This is a genomic window from Companilactobacillus kimchiensis (assembly GCF_001438805.1).
Classification (GTDB): domain Bacteria; phylum Bacillota; class Bacilli; order Lactobacillales; family Lactobacillaceae; genus Companilactobacillus; species Companilactobacillus kimchiensis.
This window is the reverse complement of the sequence record NZ_JQCF01000001.1, coordinates 12,240-26,699: the sequence shown is the minus strand read 5'-3', so window position 1 is coordinate 26,699 and position 14,460 is coordinate 12,240. Positions and strand designations below refer to the sequence as shown.

The following is a 14,460-nucleotide window of genomic DNA, read 5'->3' as shown; positions in this document are numbered from 1 at the left end:
ATATTTTGACTATAAGTTGTTGTATTCTCAAAAATTAGAATTGCAGCATGCTCTGATGAACTTGCTGCATGTTCATTGGTCCAGTGTGCCCAACGAAAAATTGTGTTTCATTGGGTAATGCTTCAATTTTTTGATTGATAGTATCTTTTAGCTGTTTCCTGTCGCCACCAGGGAATTGCCAGATGCCAGGTCCATCGTTATAAAGAACATCGCCTACGAAAGCAATTTTATTTTGACGATCAAAGTAGGTGACTGAATCAAAAGAATGACCAGGAGTATAGATAATATCAAAGGTTAGATTAGTATTTTTTAATGTGAGTTTGTCACCACCTTGTAGTAAATCAGGTGATTCGGTGATATTAATATGACGTTGGTTTCTTTTGGATAAGTTCAATTCATCATCTTGAAGATATTCAACTCCTCTGGTATGAATGTAAAAAGGTATGTCAAGTGATTTAGTTAGATCATCAACAGCACCGGTGTGATCGAAATGACCATGAGTTAGCAAAATTTCATCGATCGTCCACTGGTGTGCTGTGATTATTTGGTTCAATAAATGGGATTGTTCGCCCGGATCAATGAGACAGCCGTGATTATTTTCTTCATTAATATAGAAATAAGCATTAGTTTGAAAAATGTCACGAACTGGTTGTACGTAAAGCCGCATTAGAAGTTACAACCGTCGATACCACAACTCATGCCAGTTGTTAAGTCATCCTCTGCCTTAAGAGCATCAGTAATTACCTTTTTAAAGACTTCTTTAGGCTGAGCACCCATGATACCTTGATTATTAATAATGAAGAAAGGTACAGCATTGACACCTTGTGAAGTAATAAACTTTTCATCTTTACGGACAGCTTCGAAATATTGTTGGCTATTGAGAACTTCCTTTATCTTAGATAAATCAAGGTCGGCCTTTTTGGCAACGTCGAGTAAGACATCGTGATTAGCTAATTTCAAATTATTACTGAAGTAAGCTTTGAATAAAAAATCTGAGAATTTCTTAGTCAATTTTGGATCATCCAAACTATTAACATATTGAGTTAGACGATGAGCATCCATAGTATTGGTATTCTGAGTGCTACTGTATTTGAAATCTAAACCTTCAGCTCGTCCCATTTGAGCAATTTTATCAATCCGCTCAGCGGCCATTTCCATACTCAAATTATATTTCTTAGCAAAGCGAACTAGAGTAATCTCTTGAACGTCCTTAGGAGCATCAGGGTAGAGCTCAAAACTGTGATAATCAAAAGCAACTCGATTCTCAAGTTTTAATTCTGAAACCAAGTTATCAACTCTTGCTTCAGCGATGTAGCAAAATGGGCAAGCATAGTCTGTCCAGATAGATATTTTTAACATAATATTATTCCAACCTTTTTTATTTTTTTAACCCTTTTTCCCAGCGGCTTGGCGATCCATATTTTCAATCACAACATCGAAAATATCTCCTAGAGTGGCACAATAGTCGATTACTGAACCAGGATAATTTGTGTGAAAGTGGACTTTCATTAAGTCATTGTCACCACCTAGAATTAAACTATTACCTTCAAACTTACTAGTAATAGTTTCACGAAGTTCATCTTCATTGAGAGTACAGCCAGTAATTAAAGTTTGTGTATCAAATTGATAATGATCCATACGAATCGCTCCTTACAAAAATTAGTAAATTAACAAAATTTAGTATATTATTGCGATATGTATTAAACAAGTATGGACATTTTTAATACCTAGGGTCAAAAATGATAGTATTGGAGAGAATCAGCGTTTATGGATAAAATTAATTTGGAAGAATTTAGAAATATTGATATGAATCCCTTTGATGGAGCATTAAAATTAATCAGTGGGAAGTGGAAGATGAATTTGCTTTTCTGTCTATCAGAATTTGATACAATGCGGTATGGAGAAATAAAAAAGACACTTGGCAGTATTACACCACATGTCTTATCAGTTAAATTAAAAGAATTAGAAGCCAACGAATTAATTGAGCGACACGAATATCCACAAGTTCCACCGAAGGTTGAATATACATTAACTGACAAGGGACGGACTTTGATTCCAATTTTGCGAAGTATCTGTGATTGGGGTAAAGAATACTGTGTCGATTTTCAAGATAAGCAAGAATAATAATTGAGAACTTGAGGGACAATCTTATGAATTTGATGATTTCAGGATTTATCATCGTATTTGCGGCAATTATCAGCATTATCCTAGCACAAGTATTTCCAAAAATTTCAGTTAGCTATATTAGTATGATTATTGGTGGAATGATTTCTTTGGTTCCAACCTTTGGAAATCAAATGCAAACCTTTAACTCCGAAATATTTATCGGTTTTATCGTAGCGCCATTGTTATTTTTTGAGGGGCAAGAGACCCAATTGAATGTGGTTGGAAAAGAATTTCGACATATCATTCAGACAGCAGTAATTTTAGTTGTGCTGTGTTTAATATTTGGCGGATTCAGTGTTTGGTTGATTGGTGGAATCAGTCTACCATTAGCATTTATTTTGGCTGCTATCAGTACACCAACAGATGCGACCGCCATGGAATCGGCAACTAATGGTTTGGAAATACCAGAAGAGGAGGGAACTCTTCTCAAAATGGAGTCATTATTTAATGATGCCTCCGGAATCATTCTCTTGAATATGGCAGTTCTATGGTATGTTAATGGTTATATCAATTATGGACAAACAATTTCTAACTTCTTAATTTCAGCTGTTGGTGGGGTGTTATTTGGTTTCATAAGTGCTTCGATCATTGTCATCTTTCGACAATTTTTGTTACGGACTGCTTATAATTCATTAACGGCTCAAAATATGATTTATATCGTAACGCCGTTAATACTGTACTTTTTGGCTGAGCAGATCCATGTTTCGGGAATCATTGCCGTCGTCTGCGCCGGATTGGTTCATAATGCTGAAGCACAAAGATCACTCTTAACTAACTCAGCTCAAGTTAATCAAGATTATGGTTTAGTTGCCGTAATGACAGAAATGTTCAATAGTGCAGTTTTTGTTATTTTGGGTGTGATGTTTGTAAAAATCATTGCCGATGAAAAGATATCTTCCCATTCATTAAATTGGGTGACAATCGGGGCGGTTCTTTATTTAATCAATGTTATTACTCGCTATGTTTATAGCCGGTTAAAATTAAAATTCAAGAATAAGTCGGCTTGGATCTTCTCATTGGGTGGAGTCCATGGTTCAGTAACGTTGGCTTTAGCTTACACATTGGCAGAAATGCACGTTAGAAGAAGTGATTTCAATTTGGTTTTGATGTCTGAAGGGGTGCTGATAATCTTGAGTTTATTAGTTCCAACAATAGTCTTTCGATTTATTCTGAAGCCGGAGATCAGTAAAAAAAGGGTTGCATCAGAAATCGATAAACTACGAACGGAAATGGTTCACCAAGGAATTATAGCGGTAAATGCTATGTATTTACCTGATAATGTGAAAAAATCAGTAGTTTTTGATTTGATGAGTCAAAAAAGGCGCACAAGGGTACGAGACTTTGTCAGAGCGTGGGTCGATGTCGTCAGACGTCCAGAATTTACCAGCTCAGAAAAAGAATTAGAGATGCGGGCCTTCATGAATGCTTTTGCCAAAGAACGGGCTTATTTGGATATGGTCTCACAAAAAGAAAATAGCTATCAAGAATATGTTTACGGGTTGTATGATGATGTTTTATTGTCTGAAAGATTAGTTATTGCTCCAGCTGTAGAAATAATAAACAAGAAAAACGATGATTCTGAATGAATCAAAAAACTGGCTTTCTCAAAGAGATGGTCAGTTTTTTTGAGCTAGATAAAGCTATATTTTTAGTATAGTTGGTTACTTGGGGAATAATGGTCTCAATGGAATCCCGATTAGAATTTTTTGATCATTCAATAACGAAATTTTTGACGAGTACTTATCAGCAACTGCATGGGCCTATATTTTTTTATCTGTAAATACCTAATTTGATACATTTCAACATTAAAAGATAGTATCTATTAATAAAAATGGTACTTACGTTATTTGTAGGTATCATTTATTCTAATATCACATTCAAAAGTTGCAAAGAATTATTAATTAGAAGAAGAGGTTACACTTATGAAAAAAATTATTGTTAACGAATATGGTTCAGTAGACGTTTTGAAGGAAATTGACGTTCCAATGCCAACTCCTAAATCTGACGAAGTAGTTATCAAAGTAGCAGCGTTTGGAATTAATGACCCCGATATTGTGATGAGAAAAAATGGACCATTTCCCACTATGCCTAAGGAGATGCGACCAACCCTACCACATATGTTAGGAAATGATTTTTCAGGAATTGTTTCTCAAGTTGGATCTAATGTAATTAAATTTAAGGTTGGAGATCATGTCGTGGGATTCTCGATGCAGGGTAGTAATGCTGAATATCTAACTTTGAATCAGAATGGAGTAGTCATAACTGTTCCGGAGGACCTTGATTTGGTTCCATTAGGAGGACTTCTCTTAGGAGCCGTGACTGCTTGGTCTGCAGTGGTTCTCAATGGCAAAATTCAAGCTGGACAGAAAATTTTAATCCACGGTGGTGCTGGTGGTGTCGGGACTATGGCGATTCAAATTGCTAAAAATCTTGGGGCTTATGTCATTACGACTGCCAAAGCTAAACATACTGAATACCTAAAAGAACTTGGTGCAGATGAGATCATCGACTATCAAACTCAGGATTTTACTAAAATGGTGCATGATCTTGATTTAGTAGTTAATCTGACTGGTTCAAGAACCTTAGATCAGAGTTATCAAGTTATAAAACCAGGCGGCATTTTAACTTCAGTCAATGGTGTTCCCGATCCAAAGAAGGCGGCTAAGTTTGGAATTCAGGCAGTCTATGCAATGGGCGATGTCTCTAATAACACCATAACTGAGATTCTAAAGATGTACGTTGCTGGAAAGTTACAAGTTAATGTTTCGCAGACATATCCTTTTGTACTAAAGGATGTTAAACAAGCACATTTAGATTTTGAAAAGGGTAGTAATCAAGGTAAACGAATTATTGTTTTAAATACTAAATAATAAAAAATACGGAGAAAATCAAAATGGATTTAAGTAATAAAGTAGTTGTAATCATGGGCGCATCATCAGGAATGGGTGCTGCTATTAGTCGAAAATTGGCCGCAGATGGAGCTAAGTTAGTAATTGCTGCCAGAAGACTTGATCGATTAGAAAAGATTCAAGCAGAATTTCCCGAAGGTCAAGTTTTGATCAAACAAGCTGACGTTACTAAAATTGATAACAACGCTGGAATTATGCCTCAGTCACCATTGATTGATGGTAAACGTGATGAATGGCAAAGAACCATCGACACTAATATTAATGGTGTTTTGAACGGTATTGCTGCTGCCCTACCTCAGATGGTCAAACAAGGATCAGGGCATGTCATCGCAACCGACTCAGTTGGTGGTCACGTTATTTTTCCTAACGGAGCCGTTTATTCAGGAACTAAGTTTGCTGTTCGAGCAATTATGGATGGACTACGTAAGGAACAAGCTGAAAACAATATTAAAACAACCATTGTTTCACCAGGTGCCACGGAAACTGATTTGTACAAAACTAATGATCCTGAATTAGACCAACAAGGCCATAAAATGATGAAACAAATGGGTGCTTTACAACCAGAACAAATCGCTGACGCAGTTGAATTTGCTATCGGAACTAAAGCTAATATGTCAGTCAGCGAGATCTTGGTTCGTCCCACTAAACAAAGTGATTAATAAGATGTAGGATGTCTCGATATACAGACAGTAATAAAAAAAGAATATCGTTAACTCAGAAGAGTAATCTGACCTAAGTTCTTTAGTGCCAGGTTATTTTTAGTATAATGGTATTATGAGCAGTGAAAGTAGTGAGGTCGATAATGAAGCAAGATATGAAAGAAACAAGTTTAGATGATAATTTCCTTGATTGTCCAGTAGCAGGTGTGCAGAAAGTCGTTCGTGGTAAATGGACGATGGTTATTCTATATTTTCTCAGTCAGAAAGTTTTTCGATTTGGAGAACTTAACCGCAAGATGCCAATGGTGACCCAAGCTTATTTGACTAAAGAATTACGAATGTTGGAAGAATACGGTCTAGTTCATCGAGAAGTTTATCCAGAAGTCCCACCCAAGGTTGAGTATTCATTAACTGAGATGGGTGAAAAATTCTTGCCAGTTTTGAAGGCACTAGAAACATTTGCCATCGATTATAATGAACAACGATAATTTTATTGAGAGCAAAAAAGCCGACCAAAAGGTCAGCTAGATATGAAATTTAATGATGTGATTACTGACAGTCAATGTTGGTAATCATTTTTTATTTTTCAGCAACTTTAACAGGGACAATTTCAGACAAAGGCATTTCTGCTTGAGCGTATTTTTCAGTGCCATCATTGATAGCTTTATCATAGTAGTCACATTTGAAATTAATTATTTCCATAGTTCGTTTCATTGCTTCCATTTGTTCAGTAAAATCATGGCGAATTTGATAAAACATATCGCGGCGTTCCTTAATAGTACTGTCACCTTGAGCGACCAAATTGGTGAAAGTGTAGATGTCTTTGATCTTCATGCCGGATTTCTTGAGACATTCGATAACACGCAAAGTATCGATGTCAGCTTGGGTGAAGCTACGAATACCAGCGTCATTCTTTGTTAGATTTGGTAGTAGTTTTTCGTTATCGTAATAGCGAATTGTTGAATTGGATAGATCAAGTAATTTGGATACTTGACCAATTGTATAAGTTGTTTTCATCAAAATGATTTCCTCGTACTTCTTGACTTAAACCTAACTTCAAGTCATATGATGGAACTATCTTAACACAAAAGATAAGTTGATTAATGGAGGAACGTTTAAATGAAGAGACCCTATATTATTTGTCACATGATGATGTCAGTTGATGGCAGAATCGATTGTGATATGACGGCCCAATTACCAGGAACAACAGAGTATTACCAAACTTTACAAGCTATTGATGCACCAACAACCTTGAGTGGCCGTGTCACTGCTCAATTGGAGCTAGCTCAATCAGGAAAATTTGATGCTGAAAATAAAACTGCCGTTGGAGTAGAAAAGTTTTCCAAGAAAGTGGACAGCAAGGAATACAACGTGGTTGTCGATACAAAAGGAACCTTGATGTGGGATGATGATGCCCAATATAGTCGTCCTCATATTATTATTACTAGCCAACAAGTAACTAAAGATTATTTGGATTATCTTGATACTAAAAATATTTCCTGGATCGTTGCTGGCGAGTCAAAAATTGATTTAGCCCGAGCGACTGAAATCTTGAAGACAGAATTTGAGGTCGAACGAATGGCAATTGTCGGTGGCGGACACATTGACGGTTCTTTTCTTGATGAAGGCTTGATCGATGAAATTAGTCTTTTGATTGGTGCTGGAGTCGATGGCCGTGGTGGCATGGCAGCTGTGTTTGACGGTCGTGGTATGGATCATGGAATTGTGCCTTTGAAACTTAAGAGTGTGCAAAGTTACGATGATGATGCAGTTTGGCTGCGTTATTTGGTTAAGAAATAATTTAATGAAAAACAACTCAAAATTAATTCTAAGTAAAGGTTAAAGCCTTTATTCAGAACTGACTTTGGGTTGTTTTTTTTAATGGTTGGATAATTCCAAATTCTTAGTATATTGAGTAACTTTTGGGACAATAGTTTCAATGGCCTCACGATTAGAATCTTTAGACCATTCAACAATAACGTTATATAAAATACCATTCCAAATTGTATCTAGAACAACTTCATCTTTAGAATTTGAATATTGATTCAATATTATTAATAAGCGTGGTTCTTGATGAGCTTTTATAAGTAGTTGCATAGTATCCATATTTTTTTCAACGGCACTGAATATTAAGAACCAATTATCCTGAATATTATCTCCAGTAGCTGCTTCTACTACAAATGCTAAACGATTAAGTTCATCGTCTAGGATTGATTCTTTATCTAAATAATTACGGTAAAAGGCTGATCGAGAAACACCAGATTTCTTAATAATTGCTGAAATAGTGATACGTTCAAATGAGGTATCTTCCATTAATAAAAAGAGTGCTTGTCGAATTGATTCTCGAGTTATTGTATGTGATTCCCGATTGGCTGTTTGTAAAGCGTTTAATTGTTTCTTATTTGTGATAGGACAATATCCTCTCTTTTGTTTAGTCGGATTGGTAATCCATTGTAATATTATGAAAGTATTTTACCATAGGATAATATAAATGTTCTATCGGAGGAATCAATGAAACTTTTAAAAAAGAGTCTAATCATAATATTGAGCTTGATGGGGTTAATATGGATCAGTTTGTTCACAGTATCTCACTTGTATTATCATCGGTCAGTTATGGCAACAGTGTCAGAAATTTATTTGAGAGTCGATGTTAATAAAAAATCTACCAAAGAAACGGAATCTTTTTTGGCTCAAGAGAAACGTTTGGGTAATCAAAAATATAAATTACCGAAGAATTTAAAATTGACTAGTAGTTATAGAAAAATAAACTTTCATGACATGCCGGTTTATATTTTTAATCCTGAAGGTAAGAATAAATCGGCTATGTTATATCTTCACGGTGGCGCATATGTTCATCAAGTGAGTTCATTTCAATTAAAAGCAATCGATAATATTGCAACTAAAAGCGATTCACCAGTGGTAATACCGATGTACCCCTCGGCACCACACAAGACATGGAAAACTAGCTATAATTTATTGACGGAACTTTACCAAAAGATGAGTCAACATTATCAAAAGAAAATTATTTTAACTGGTGACAGTGCTGGTGGGGGACTTGCTTTAGGATTAGCTGAATCATTTTCCCAAAAGAAAATTGCCCAACCAGATAAATTAATATTAATTTCACCATGGATCGATATAACACAGTCCAATAAATCTGAAGAAAAATATGAATCTAAAGATCCAATCCTAGGAATTGATGAATTACGAGTCGAAGGTAAATCATGGGCTGGTAATTTGGACGTTAATGATTATCACGTTTCACCAATAAATGGGAATATGAAAGGGTTAAAAAATGTTACGTTATTTGTGGGAACGCGGGAGCTATTTTATCCAGATGTAAATAAGCTATACAAAAAATTACGGAAAAATGATGTTAAGGTAACAAAGTATATAGGATCAGGGTTGAATCATGTTTATCCAATGTATCCAACTCCAGAAGCAAAAGATGCACAGAATATAATAATTGAATTAATGAAAAAATAAAATATTTGGAAAATAAATAGATCTCTAACTTATGAAAAATTAGGCTAGGGATCTATTTTTATGGTTCATTTTTTCCGTATGTCTATTAAGTTATCATGTTATTTATTTGTAGATATTTATTCTATTGTTTCATATTGTTCTTTTATTGATTTAAACATCATATCTTGATATTTTGTTTGTACCCGCTGATTATTCTCAATTTGAGAGATACTGAAATATCCGAGACCGGTTAGCTCTGCAAATTCCCTTATGGTTAAATTGAGATCATTTCTTAGTTTCTTTATGTTTTGGGGATTCATAAATTTCTTACGTTCCCTATAGGCATTAAAATCAGCTTTTACGTTTTCCATGGGATTATTAAAATCAGCCCATAACTCACCATCGGAATCTTGCCAATAATGATGATTAACAAGTAGGCTATCAACATATTTTACCTTGCATTTCTCCATGATCCACTTTTCAAAGTATATTTCAGTCGTATTCTTCTCGGGATTATAAAAGCTTTTTTCTATTTGATTCATAGTTTAAACCTCACGATTAGGCAATAATTACCTCATGTTCTATTAATAAGATATCATCTTTGTTAAGCATTAGAAATAAGAAATCATTATATTATTTTTTGTCAATGAGATTGACAATTATTTCGAACAAGTATAAAGTACCGATAAAGAGGTGACAGATCATGGCTGAAGATTTTAATCCATATGATACGTTCAATAAGGTGTTATTAGGAATTACACAGGTCGCTAATATTGCAGGAGTTACTTCACGGCAACTACGGTATTGGGAGTCAAAAGGCTTGATAGAGTCAGATGCTGAAAAGGCTAATAACTCACGACAGTACAGTGTCAGTACAACTATCAAAGTAATTACCATGGCACATTTTAATCGAGCTGGACTGTCTTTAGAAAAGGCTGCCCAAGTAGCAGAAGGGATGTCTGTTCAATCGCAGGCTCTGGGAACATTACTTTCTAAGAGCTATCGAGGGTTTGAGGAAGATTCTGATGGTTTAAAAATTTTCTTGGAGCCAATCAAAGATCATCCAGAACAACAAATCGTTGCCACCATTAACGATGAGGATGTCTCATTTTCTATCGACGATAAAAATCAGGAAGAAGCATAATCAATATGGATGAAGCGGAATATCAAGAATATATTAATCAATTTATTTCCGGAATTAGAAATGCCGGTCTTCCCCCAAAATACGATGAACCAGTTTTTAAAGAATTTACCGTTACCATGGCTGATGGGGTAAAACTGAGAACCTATGCTTTTCTACCAGAAGACAATGGTTTTTGGCCAACAATCGTCCAAAGAGGACCTTATGCAGCTCAAGACCCAATGAACAGAATCATCGGTCAAGAAGTTGCTAAATTAGGTTTTGCTTACGTCTTCCAATTCTGCCGTGGAATCGGTGGTTCAGAAGGTGAGTGGCAACCATTGATCAACGAACGAAAAGATGGTTTGGATTTAGTTAACTGGTTAAATGATCAAGATTGGGTCAAAACAATGGGCTTCTACGGTAGTTCATATTTAGCCATGACTGGTTGGGCTATCGCTGACAAAGTTCCTGCTAAAATGAAAACAATGTATTTGAGTAATTACGGAATGCATGGCAATATTTCAAATTATCAAGATGGTCTAACAAAGCCTGATATCGTGACTAGTTGGGCAATGGACAATGCTGGATTCAAAATTGATACTGATTATTTCGAATCATACAGACATTTACCTCAATATACGGTCGATGTTGATTTTTGGGGTCAAAAATTAGATTGGTATCGTGATGTTTTGAAGAGTCCTAAAGAAACAGACCATTATTGGTCCACAACAGCGTTAAAGGAATTGGCAGCCGTTGCTGAAAATGTGACGATTCCACTCTTTATTTCTGATGCTTGGTATGACCATCATTTCCAAAATTCTATGACGACCTTTAAACAATTACCAAAGGAAACGCAATTAAAGAGTAATTTGGAAATCGGTGGCTGGAATCATTTTGGACAAAATTCTATCTATGGACGTTCAACTGATAAAATGATGCGTAATGAAATGGGCTTGATGTTGAACTGGTTTGATGAAAAATTGGTCAAGGGTGAAGATAAGCCTGGCAAATTGATGACTTATGAGGTTGGTAGTGATCAGTGGCATGAAGAAAACTGGCAAACAGCAACTGCTAAAAGACAATTGACGTGGTATTTAGACTTTTCCGGTGATCAGAAACAATTGAATTCTAATAAACCACAAGGAAAAACTGGTGAAACAACTTATCTTTACGATCCAAGTAATCCGGTTATATCAGTAGGTGGGGAAGCCATGTTACATTCGATGAATCTAGTTGGTAGTCAAGAACAACCGGCTATCGGAACACGTGCTGATGTGATGAGTTTTGTCAGTGAACCGCTAGAAAAAGATCTGCATTTGGACAGTTCAATCAAAGCTAATTTGAATGTTAAATCTAGTGCTGAGGATACTGAGTTTGTAATCAAATTGAGTACGATTTTACCTGATGGCAAGACTTACAATATTAGAACTCAAGCAACGACAATTGCTGCTAACACGACAGATTATCAACCGAATACTTTAGCAAATATTGAGTTAGATACTTGGGGAATTAGTTATTTCTTATCTAAAGGCAGTAAATTACGTTTAGATGTAAGTTCATCAGATTTCCCACAATTTGAGATTCATACTAATTACAAGGGTAATCAAGCTTTACAAGACAAAGCTCAAACCGCAGAACAAACAATAGTTTCGAATGCTAAAGATGCCTCAAGTATTACGATTTCCATCAAATAAATCGCTAAAGATGATATAAAAAGAGTCTTAACAATCAGAATTGAATCTGATATATGTTAGGATTCTTTTTGGTACTGACGATTCTTAGCTTCGAAACCTGTCGTGATATAATAGGAATACTTAATTAATCAAGAGATTTCGACAACGGAGGGCTACATGGCAACAAAACAGGAAGAAACTAACATGGTCGAATTGGCTCAACCAGTTCACCAACAATTGAACCAATATCGAGTGCAACAGATTCAAGCAGTATTGACTCTATTAGATGAAGGAAATACTGTGCCGTTTATTGCTCGTTACCGAAAAGAGCGAACAGGAACATTGGATGAAGTTGCCATTCGCGATATTGAAGATGAAGCCAAGCGATTGTTGAAACTTAATAAACGCCGTGATGATGTTTTGAAACTGATTCAGGAACAGGGTAAGTTAACAGCTGATTTAAAGAAGCAATTGGAACAATCAACTGCTTTACAACAAGTTGAGGATCTCTATCTTCCTTATAAACAAAAACGTCGAACCAAAGCGACGATTGCGCGTGAAGCTGGATTAGAACCATTATCCAAATGGTTATTGACTTTTCCTAAGAGTGGTCTGGATGCTAAAGCTAAAACATTCATTGCTGATGATAAGGATTTGCCAGATTTAACAGCTGTTTGGGCTGGTGTTAACGAAATTTTAGCGGAGAATATTAGTGATCGAGCTGATTTCCGTGAATGGATCCGTGGTTACACTTGGCAAAATGGAGAATTGACTAGTAAGGTCAAACGTGGCGCTAAGGAAAAAGATGAAGAACAAGTTTATGAAACTTATTACGACTTTACTCAAGCTTTGAAACAAGTCCCACCATATCGTACTTTAGCCATCAATCGTGGTGAACGTGAGAAAATTTTGACAGTTGGAATTGCAGTTGATTCAACCCAAATTTTGAAGTATGGATATTCTAAGTTGATCAGACAACATCAAGGACCTGCAGTTATTAAGGTTACTGATGCTTTTGAAGATGCATATAAAAGATTCATCGGTCCCTCAATTGAACGTGAATTACGTCGCCAACTATCTGATAAAGCTGATGAACACGCGATTCAAGTCTTTGGTAATAATCTTTATCATCTTTTGATGCAAGCACCATTGAAGGGCAAAGTAGTGATGGGATTTGATCCAGCCTATCGAACTGGTTGTAAGTTAGCCATCATGGATGCCAATGGACAATTTTTAGCTAAGCAAGTCATTTATCCGCACAAGCCCGCTAGCAGTAAACAACGAACGGCAGCTGGACCAGAGTTTAGAGAATTACTAGAAAAGTATCATGTTCAAATGATTGCTATTGGTAATGGAACAGCTAGTCGTGAGTCTGAAGAGTTTGTCAGTGAAATTTTGAAAACTTTGGATCATCCAGTATATTACGTCATCGTCAATGAGGCTGGTGCTTCAGTTTATTCAGCCAGTGCTAATGCCCGGGCAGAGTTTGCTGATCTACATGTTGAAGAACGTTCCGCTATTAGTATTGGTCGTCGTCTGCAAGATCCTTTAGCAGAATTGATCAAAGTTGATCCCAAAGCCATTGGTGTTGGTCAATATCAACATGATGTTCCTGAAAAATCATTGGATGAACAATTGGACCGAGTAGTGGAAACGGCAGTTAACCAAGTTGGTGTCAATGTTAATACCGCTAGTCCAGAATTATTAACGCACATCTCTGGTTTAACAGCTACAACCGCTAAAAATATTGTGAAGTTCCGGAATGAAAATGGTTCATACGATAAGCGTCAGGTATTGAAAGATGTCCCACGTTTGGGACCTAAAGCCTATCAACAAGCAGTCGGCTTTCTAAGAATCATCGCGGGTAGTGACCCTTTGGATAATACTGATATTCATCCAGAAAGTTATGGAGCAACCCGAAAGTTATTAAAGGGTATTGCGGCCACGGATAGTTCTATTGGTACTGCTGAACTTCAAAATCAATTAAAACAGTTGAATCTGAATGAATGGTCACAACAATTAGACATTGGTGAAGCAACATTAACTGATATTATTGCTGGCTTGAGTAAACCAGGTCGTGATTTGCGTGACAGTATGCCAGCACCATTATTGCGTCAAGATGTTTTGACCATGGCAGATTTGAAACCAGGAATGGAACTTCAAGGAACCGTCAGAAATGTGATCGATTTTGGCGCCTTTGTTGATATTGGTGTTAAACAAGATGGATTGGTTCATATTTCACAGTTGTCGAATCATTTTGTCAGTGATCCTAGTACTGTAGTGACGATTGGTGATATTGTGACCGTTTGGGTTCTCAGTGTTGATAAAAATCGTAATCGAATTCAATTGACTATGCGCAAAGATAAATAAAATTTACGGAAATGAATAATTGGAGTAAGTTAAATACCCTTCAAAATATCATAACTTAACTATAAAAATCCTAATAGGTAATATCTGAAATTGGA

At 36.1% G+C, this 14,460-nt stretch carries 16 protein-coding genes; 10 read left to right on the top strand and 6 right to left on the bottom strand.

Annotation, left to right across the window (positions count from 1 at the left end; translation table 11 throughout):
• Nucleotides 1-34: 34 nt before the first annotated feature.
• The 3 genes from IV57_RS00140 to IV57_RS00130 are packed head-to-tail and all read right to left on the bottom strand — an operon-like array spanning nucleotide 35 to nucleotide 1,638.
• Nucleotides 35-667 (bottom strand): MBL fold metallo-hydrolase, encoded by a 633-nt coding sequence (locus IV57_RS00140; protein WP_057879456.1) that lies wholly within the window; start codon nucleotides 665-667, stop codon nucleotides 35-37.
• Nucleotides 667-1,359 (bottom strand): DsbA family oxidoreductase, encoded by a 693-nt coding sequence (locus tag IV57_RS00135; RefSeq protein ID WP_083488825.1) that lies wholly within the window; start codon nucleotides 1,357-1,359, stop codon nucleotides 667-669. The genes IV57_RS00140 and IV57_RS00135 overlap by 1 nt, the downstream gene beginning before the upstream one ends.
• Before the next feature lie 27 nt (nucleotides 1,360-1,386).
• Entirely contained in the window at nucleotides 1,387-1,638 is a 252-nt protein-coding gene (locus IV57_RS00130; protein ID WP_057879454.1) for a kinase to dihydroxyacetone kinase, read from the bottom strand.
• 129 nt (nucleotides 1,639-1,767) lie between these two features.
• Between IV57_RS00130 and IV57_RS00125 the strand changes: the two genes are divergently transcribed.
• From IV57_RS00125 to IV57_RS00105, 5 genes are all read left to right on the top strand, one after another.
• On the top strand, nucleotides 1,768-2,124 hold the full coding sequence (locus tag IV57_RS00125; RefSeq protein ID WP_157051861.1) for a winged helix-turn-helix transcriptional regulator: 357 nt from the start codon (nucleotides 1,768-1,770) through the stop codon (nucleotides 2,122-2,124).
• 26 nt (nucleotides 2,125-2,150) lie between these two features.
• Entirely contained in the window at nucleotides 2,151-3,752 is a 1,602-nt protein-coding gene (locus tag IV57_RS00120; RefSeq protein ID WP_057879453.1) for a cation:proton antiporter, read from the top strand.
• Nucleotides 3,753-4,088: 336 nt separating this feature from the next.
• The gene (locus IV57_RS00115) at nucleotides 4,089-5,036 is read left to right on the top strand and encodes an NADP-dependent oxidoreductase (RefSeq protein ID WP_057879452.1); all 948 of its coding nucleotides are present in this window, start codon (nucleotides 4,089-4,091) and stop codon (nucleotides 5,034-5,036) included.
• A gap of 23 nt (nucleotides 5,037-5,059) precedes the next feature.
• Nucleotides 5,060-5,734, top strand: a complete 675-nt coding sequence (locus IV57_RS00110; protein WP_057879451.1) for an SDR family oxidoreductase — start codon at nucleotides 5,060-5,062, stop codon at nucleotides 5,732-5,734.
• Nucleotides 5,735-5,889: 155 nt separating this feature from the next.
• Complete coding sequence (locus tag IV57_RS00105; protein ID WP_057879731.1) at nucleotides 5,890-6,222, top strand: winged helix-turn-helix transcriptional regulator; 333 nt, start codon at nucleotides 5,890-5,892, stop codon at nucleotides 6,220-6,222.
• A gap of 91 nt (nucleotides 6,223-6,313) precedes the next feature.
• On the opposite strand, the gene IV57_RS00100 is transcribed toward IV57_RS00105, so the two are convergent.
• Nucleotides 6,314-6,751 carry a MerR family transcriptional regulator gene (locus tag IV57_RS00100; protein WP_057879450.1) on the bottom strand — a complete coding sequence of 146 codons (438 nt, stop codon included), beginning with the start codon at nucleotides 6,749-6,751 and terminating at the stop codon, nucleotides 6,314-6,316.
• A 102-nt stretch (nucleotides 6,752-6,853) separates the two neighbouring features.
• Here IV57_RS00100 and IV57_RS00095 point away from each other — a divergent pair, with 102 nt between their 5' ends.
• Nucleotides 6,854-7,534, top strand: a complete 681-nt coding sequence (locus tag IV57_RS00095; RefSeq protein WP_057879449.1) for a dihydrofolate reductase family protein — start codon at nucleotides 6,854-6,856, stop codon at nucleotides 7,532-7,534.
• A gap of 78 nt (nucleotides 7,535-7,612) precedes the next feature.
• On the opposite strand, the gene IV57_RS00090 is transcribed toward IV57_RS00095, so the two are convergent.
• Nucleotides 7,613-8,047, bottom strand: coding sequence for a TetR/AcrR family transcriptional regulator (locus tag IV57_RS00090; protein WP_057879448.1), 435 nt, complete (start codon nucleotides 8,045-8,047; stop codon nucleotides 7,613-7,615).
• Between the two features lie 198 nt (nucleotides 8,048-8,245).
• Here IV57_RS00090 and IV57_RS00085 point away from each other — a divergent pair, with 198 nt between their 5' ends.
• Nucleotides 8,246-9,220 carry an alpha/beta hydrolase gene (locus IV57_RS00085; RefSeq protein ID WP_057879447.1) on the top strand — a complete coding sequence of 325 codons (975 nt, stop codon included), beginning with the start codon at nucleotides 8,246-8,248 and terminating at the stop codon, nucleotides 9,218-9,220.
• A 116-nt stretch (nucleotides 9,221-9,336) separates the two neighbouring features.
• Here IV57_RS00085 and IV57_RS00080 read toward each other — a convergent pair whose 3' ends face one another.
• Nucleotides 9,337-9,741 carry a helix-turn-helix domain-containing protein gene (locus tag IV57_RS00080; RefSeq protein ID WP_057879446.1) on the bottom strand — a complete coding sequence of 135 codons (405 nt, stop codon included), beginning with the start codon at nucleotides 9,739-9,741 and terminating at the stop codon, nucleotides 9,337-9,339.
• Nucleotides 9,742-9,902: 161 nt separating this feature from the next.
• On the opposite strand from IV57_RS00080, the gene IV57_RS00075 reads away from it, so the two are divergent.
• The 3 genes from IV57_RS00075 (at nucleotide 9,903) to IV57_RS00065 (ending at nucleotide 14,365) form a co-directional block, all read left to right on the top strand.
• Nucleotides 9,903-10,343, top strand: a complete 441-nt coding sequence (locus IV57_RS00075) for a MerR family transcriptional regulator (protein WP_057879445.1) — start codon at nucleotides 9,903-9,905, stop codon at nucleotides 10,341-10,343.
• Nucleotides 10,344-10,348: 5 nt separating this feature from the next.
• Nucleotides 10,349-12,016 (top strand): CocE/NonD family hydrolase, encoded by a 1,668-nt coding sequence (locus tag IV57_RS00070; protein ID WP_057879444.1) that lies wholly within the window; start codon nucleotides 10,349-10,351, stop codon nucleotides 12,014-12,016.
• A 156-nt stretch (nucleotides 12,017-12,172) separates the two neighbouring features.
• Nucleotides 12,173-14,365, top strand: a complete 2,193-nt coding sequence (locus tag IV57_RS00065; protein WP_083488824.1) for a Tex family protein — start codon at nucleotides 12,173-12,175, stop codon at nucleotides 14,363-14,365.
• Nucleotides 14,366-14,460 lie beyond the last annotated feature (95 nt).

Excerpts from the sequence above, each read along its gene's own strand:
- IV57_RS00120 (WP_057879453.1), top strand. The coding sequence starts at position 2,151 with ATGAATTTGATGATTTCAGGATTTATCATCGTATTTGCGGCAATTATC.
- IV57_RS00090 (WP_057879448.1), bottom strand. The coding sequence starts at position 8,047 with ATGGAAGATACCTCATTTGAACGTATCACTATTTCAGCAATTATTAAG.
- IV57_RS00080 (WP_057879446.1), bottom strand. The coding sequence starts at position 9,741 with ATGAATCAAATAGAAAAAAGCTTTTATAATCCCGAGAAGAATACGACT.
- IV57_RS00110 (WP_057879451.1), top strand. The coding sequence starts at position 5,060 with ATGGATTTAAGTAATAAAGTAGTTGTAATCATGGGCGCATCATCAGGA.
- IV57_RS00070 (WP_057879444.1), top strand. The coding sequence starts at position 10,349 with ATGGATGAAGCGGAATATCAAGAATATATTAATCAATTTATTTCCGGA.
- IV57_RS00105 (WP_057879731.1), top strand. The coding sequence starts at position 5,890 with ATGAAAGAAACAAGTTTAGATGATAATTTCCTTGATTGTCCAGTAGCA.
- IV57_RS00085 (WP_057879447.1), top strand. The coding sequence starts at position 8,246 with ATGAAACTTTTAAAAAAGAGTCTAATCATAATATTGAGCTTGATGGGG.
- IV57_RS00075 (WP_057879445.1), top strand. The coding sequence starts at position 9,903 with ATGGCTGAAGATTTTAATCCATATGATACGTTCAATAAGGTGTTATTA.
- IV57_RS00095 (WP_057879449.1), top strand. The coding sequence starts at position 6,854 with ATGAAGAGACCCTATATTATTTGTCACATGATGATGTCAGTTGATGGC.
- IV57_RS00115 (WP_057879452.1), top strand. The coding sequence starts at position 4,089 with ATGAAAAAAATTATTGTTAACGAATATGGTTCAGTAGACGTTTTGAAG.
- IV57_RS00135 (WP_083488825.1), bottom strand. The coding sequence starts at position 1,359 with ATGTTAAAAATATCTATCTGGACAGACTATGCTTGCCCATTTTGCTAC.
- IV57_RS00100 (WP_057879450.1), bottom strand. The coding sequence starts at position 6,751 with ATGAAAACAACTTATACAATTGGTCAAGTATCCAAATTACTTGATCTA.
- IV57_RS00140 (WP_057879456.1), bottom strand. The coding sequence starts at position 667 with ATGCGGCTTTACGTACAACCAGTTCGTGACATTTTTCAAACTAATGCT.
- IV57_RS00065 (WP_083488824.1), top strand. The coding sequence starts at position 12,173 with ATGGCAACAAAACAGGAAGAAACTAACATGGTCGAATTGGCTCAACCA.
- IV57_RS00125 (WP_157051861.1), top strand. The coding sequence starts at position 1,768 with ATGGATAAAATTAATTTGGAAGAATTTAGAAATATTGATATGAATCCC.
- IV57_RS00130 (WP_057879454.1), bottom strand. The coding sequence starts at position 1,638 with ATGGATCATTATCAATTTGATACACAAACTTTAATTACTGGCTGTACT.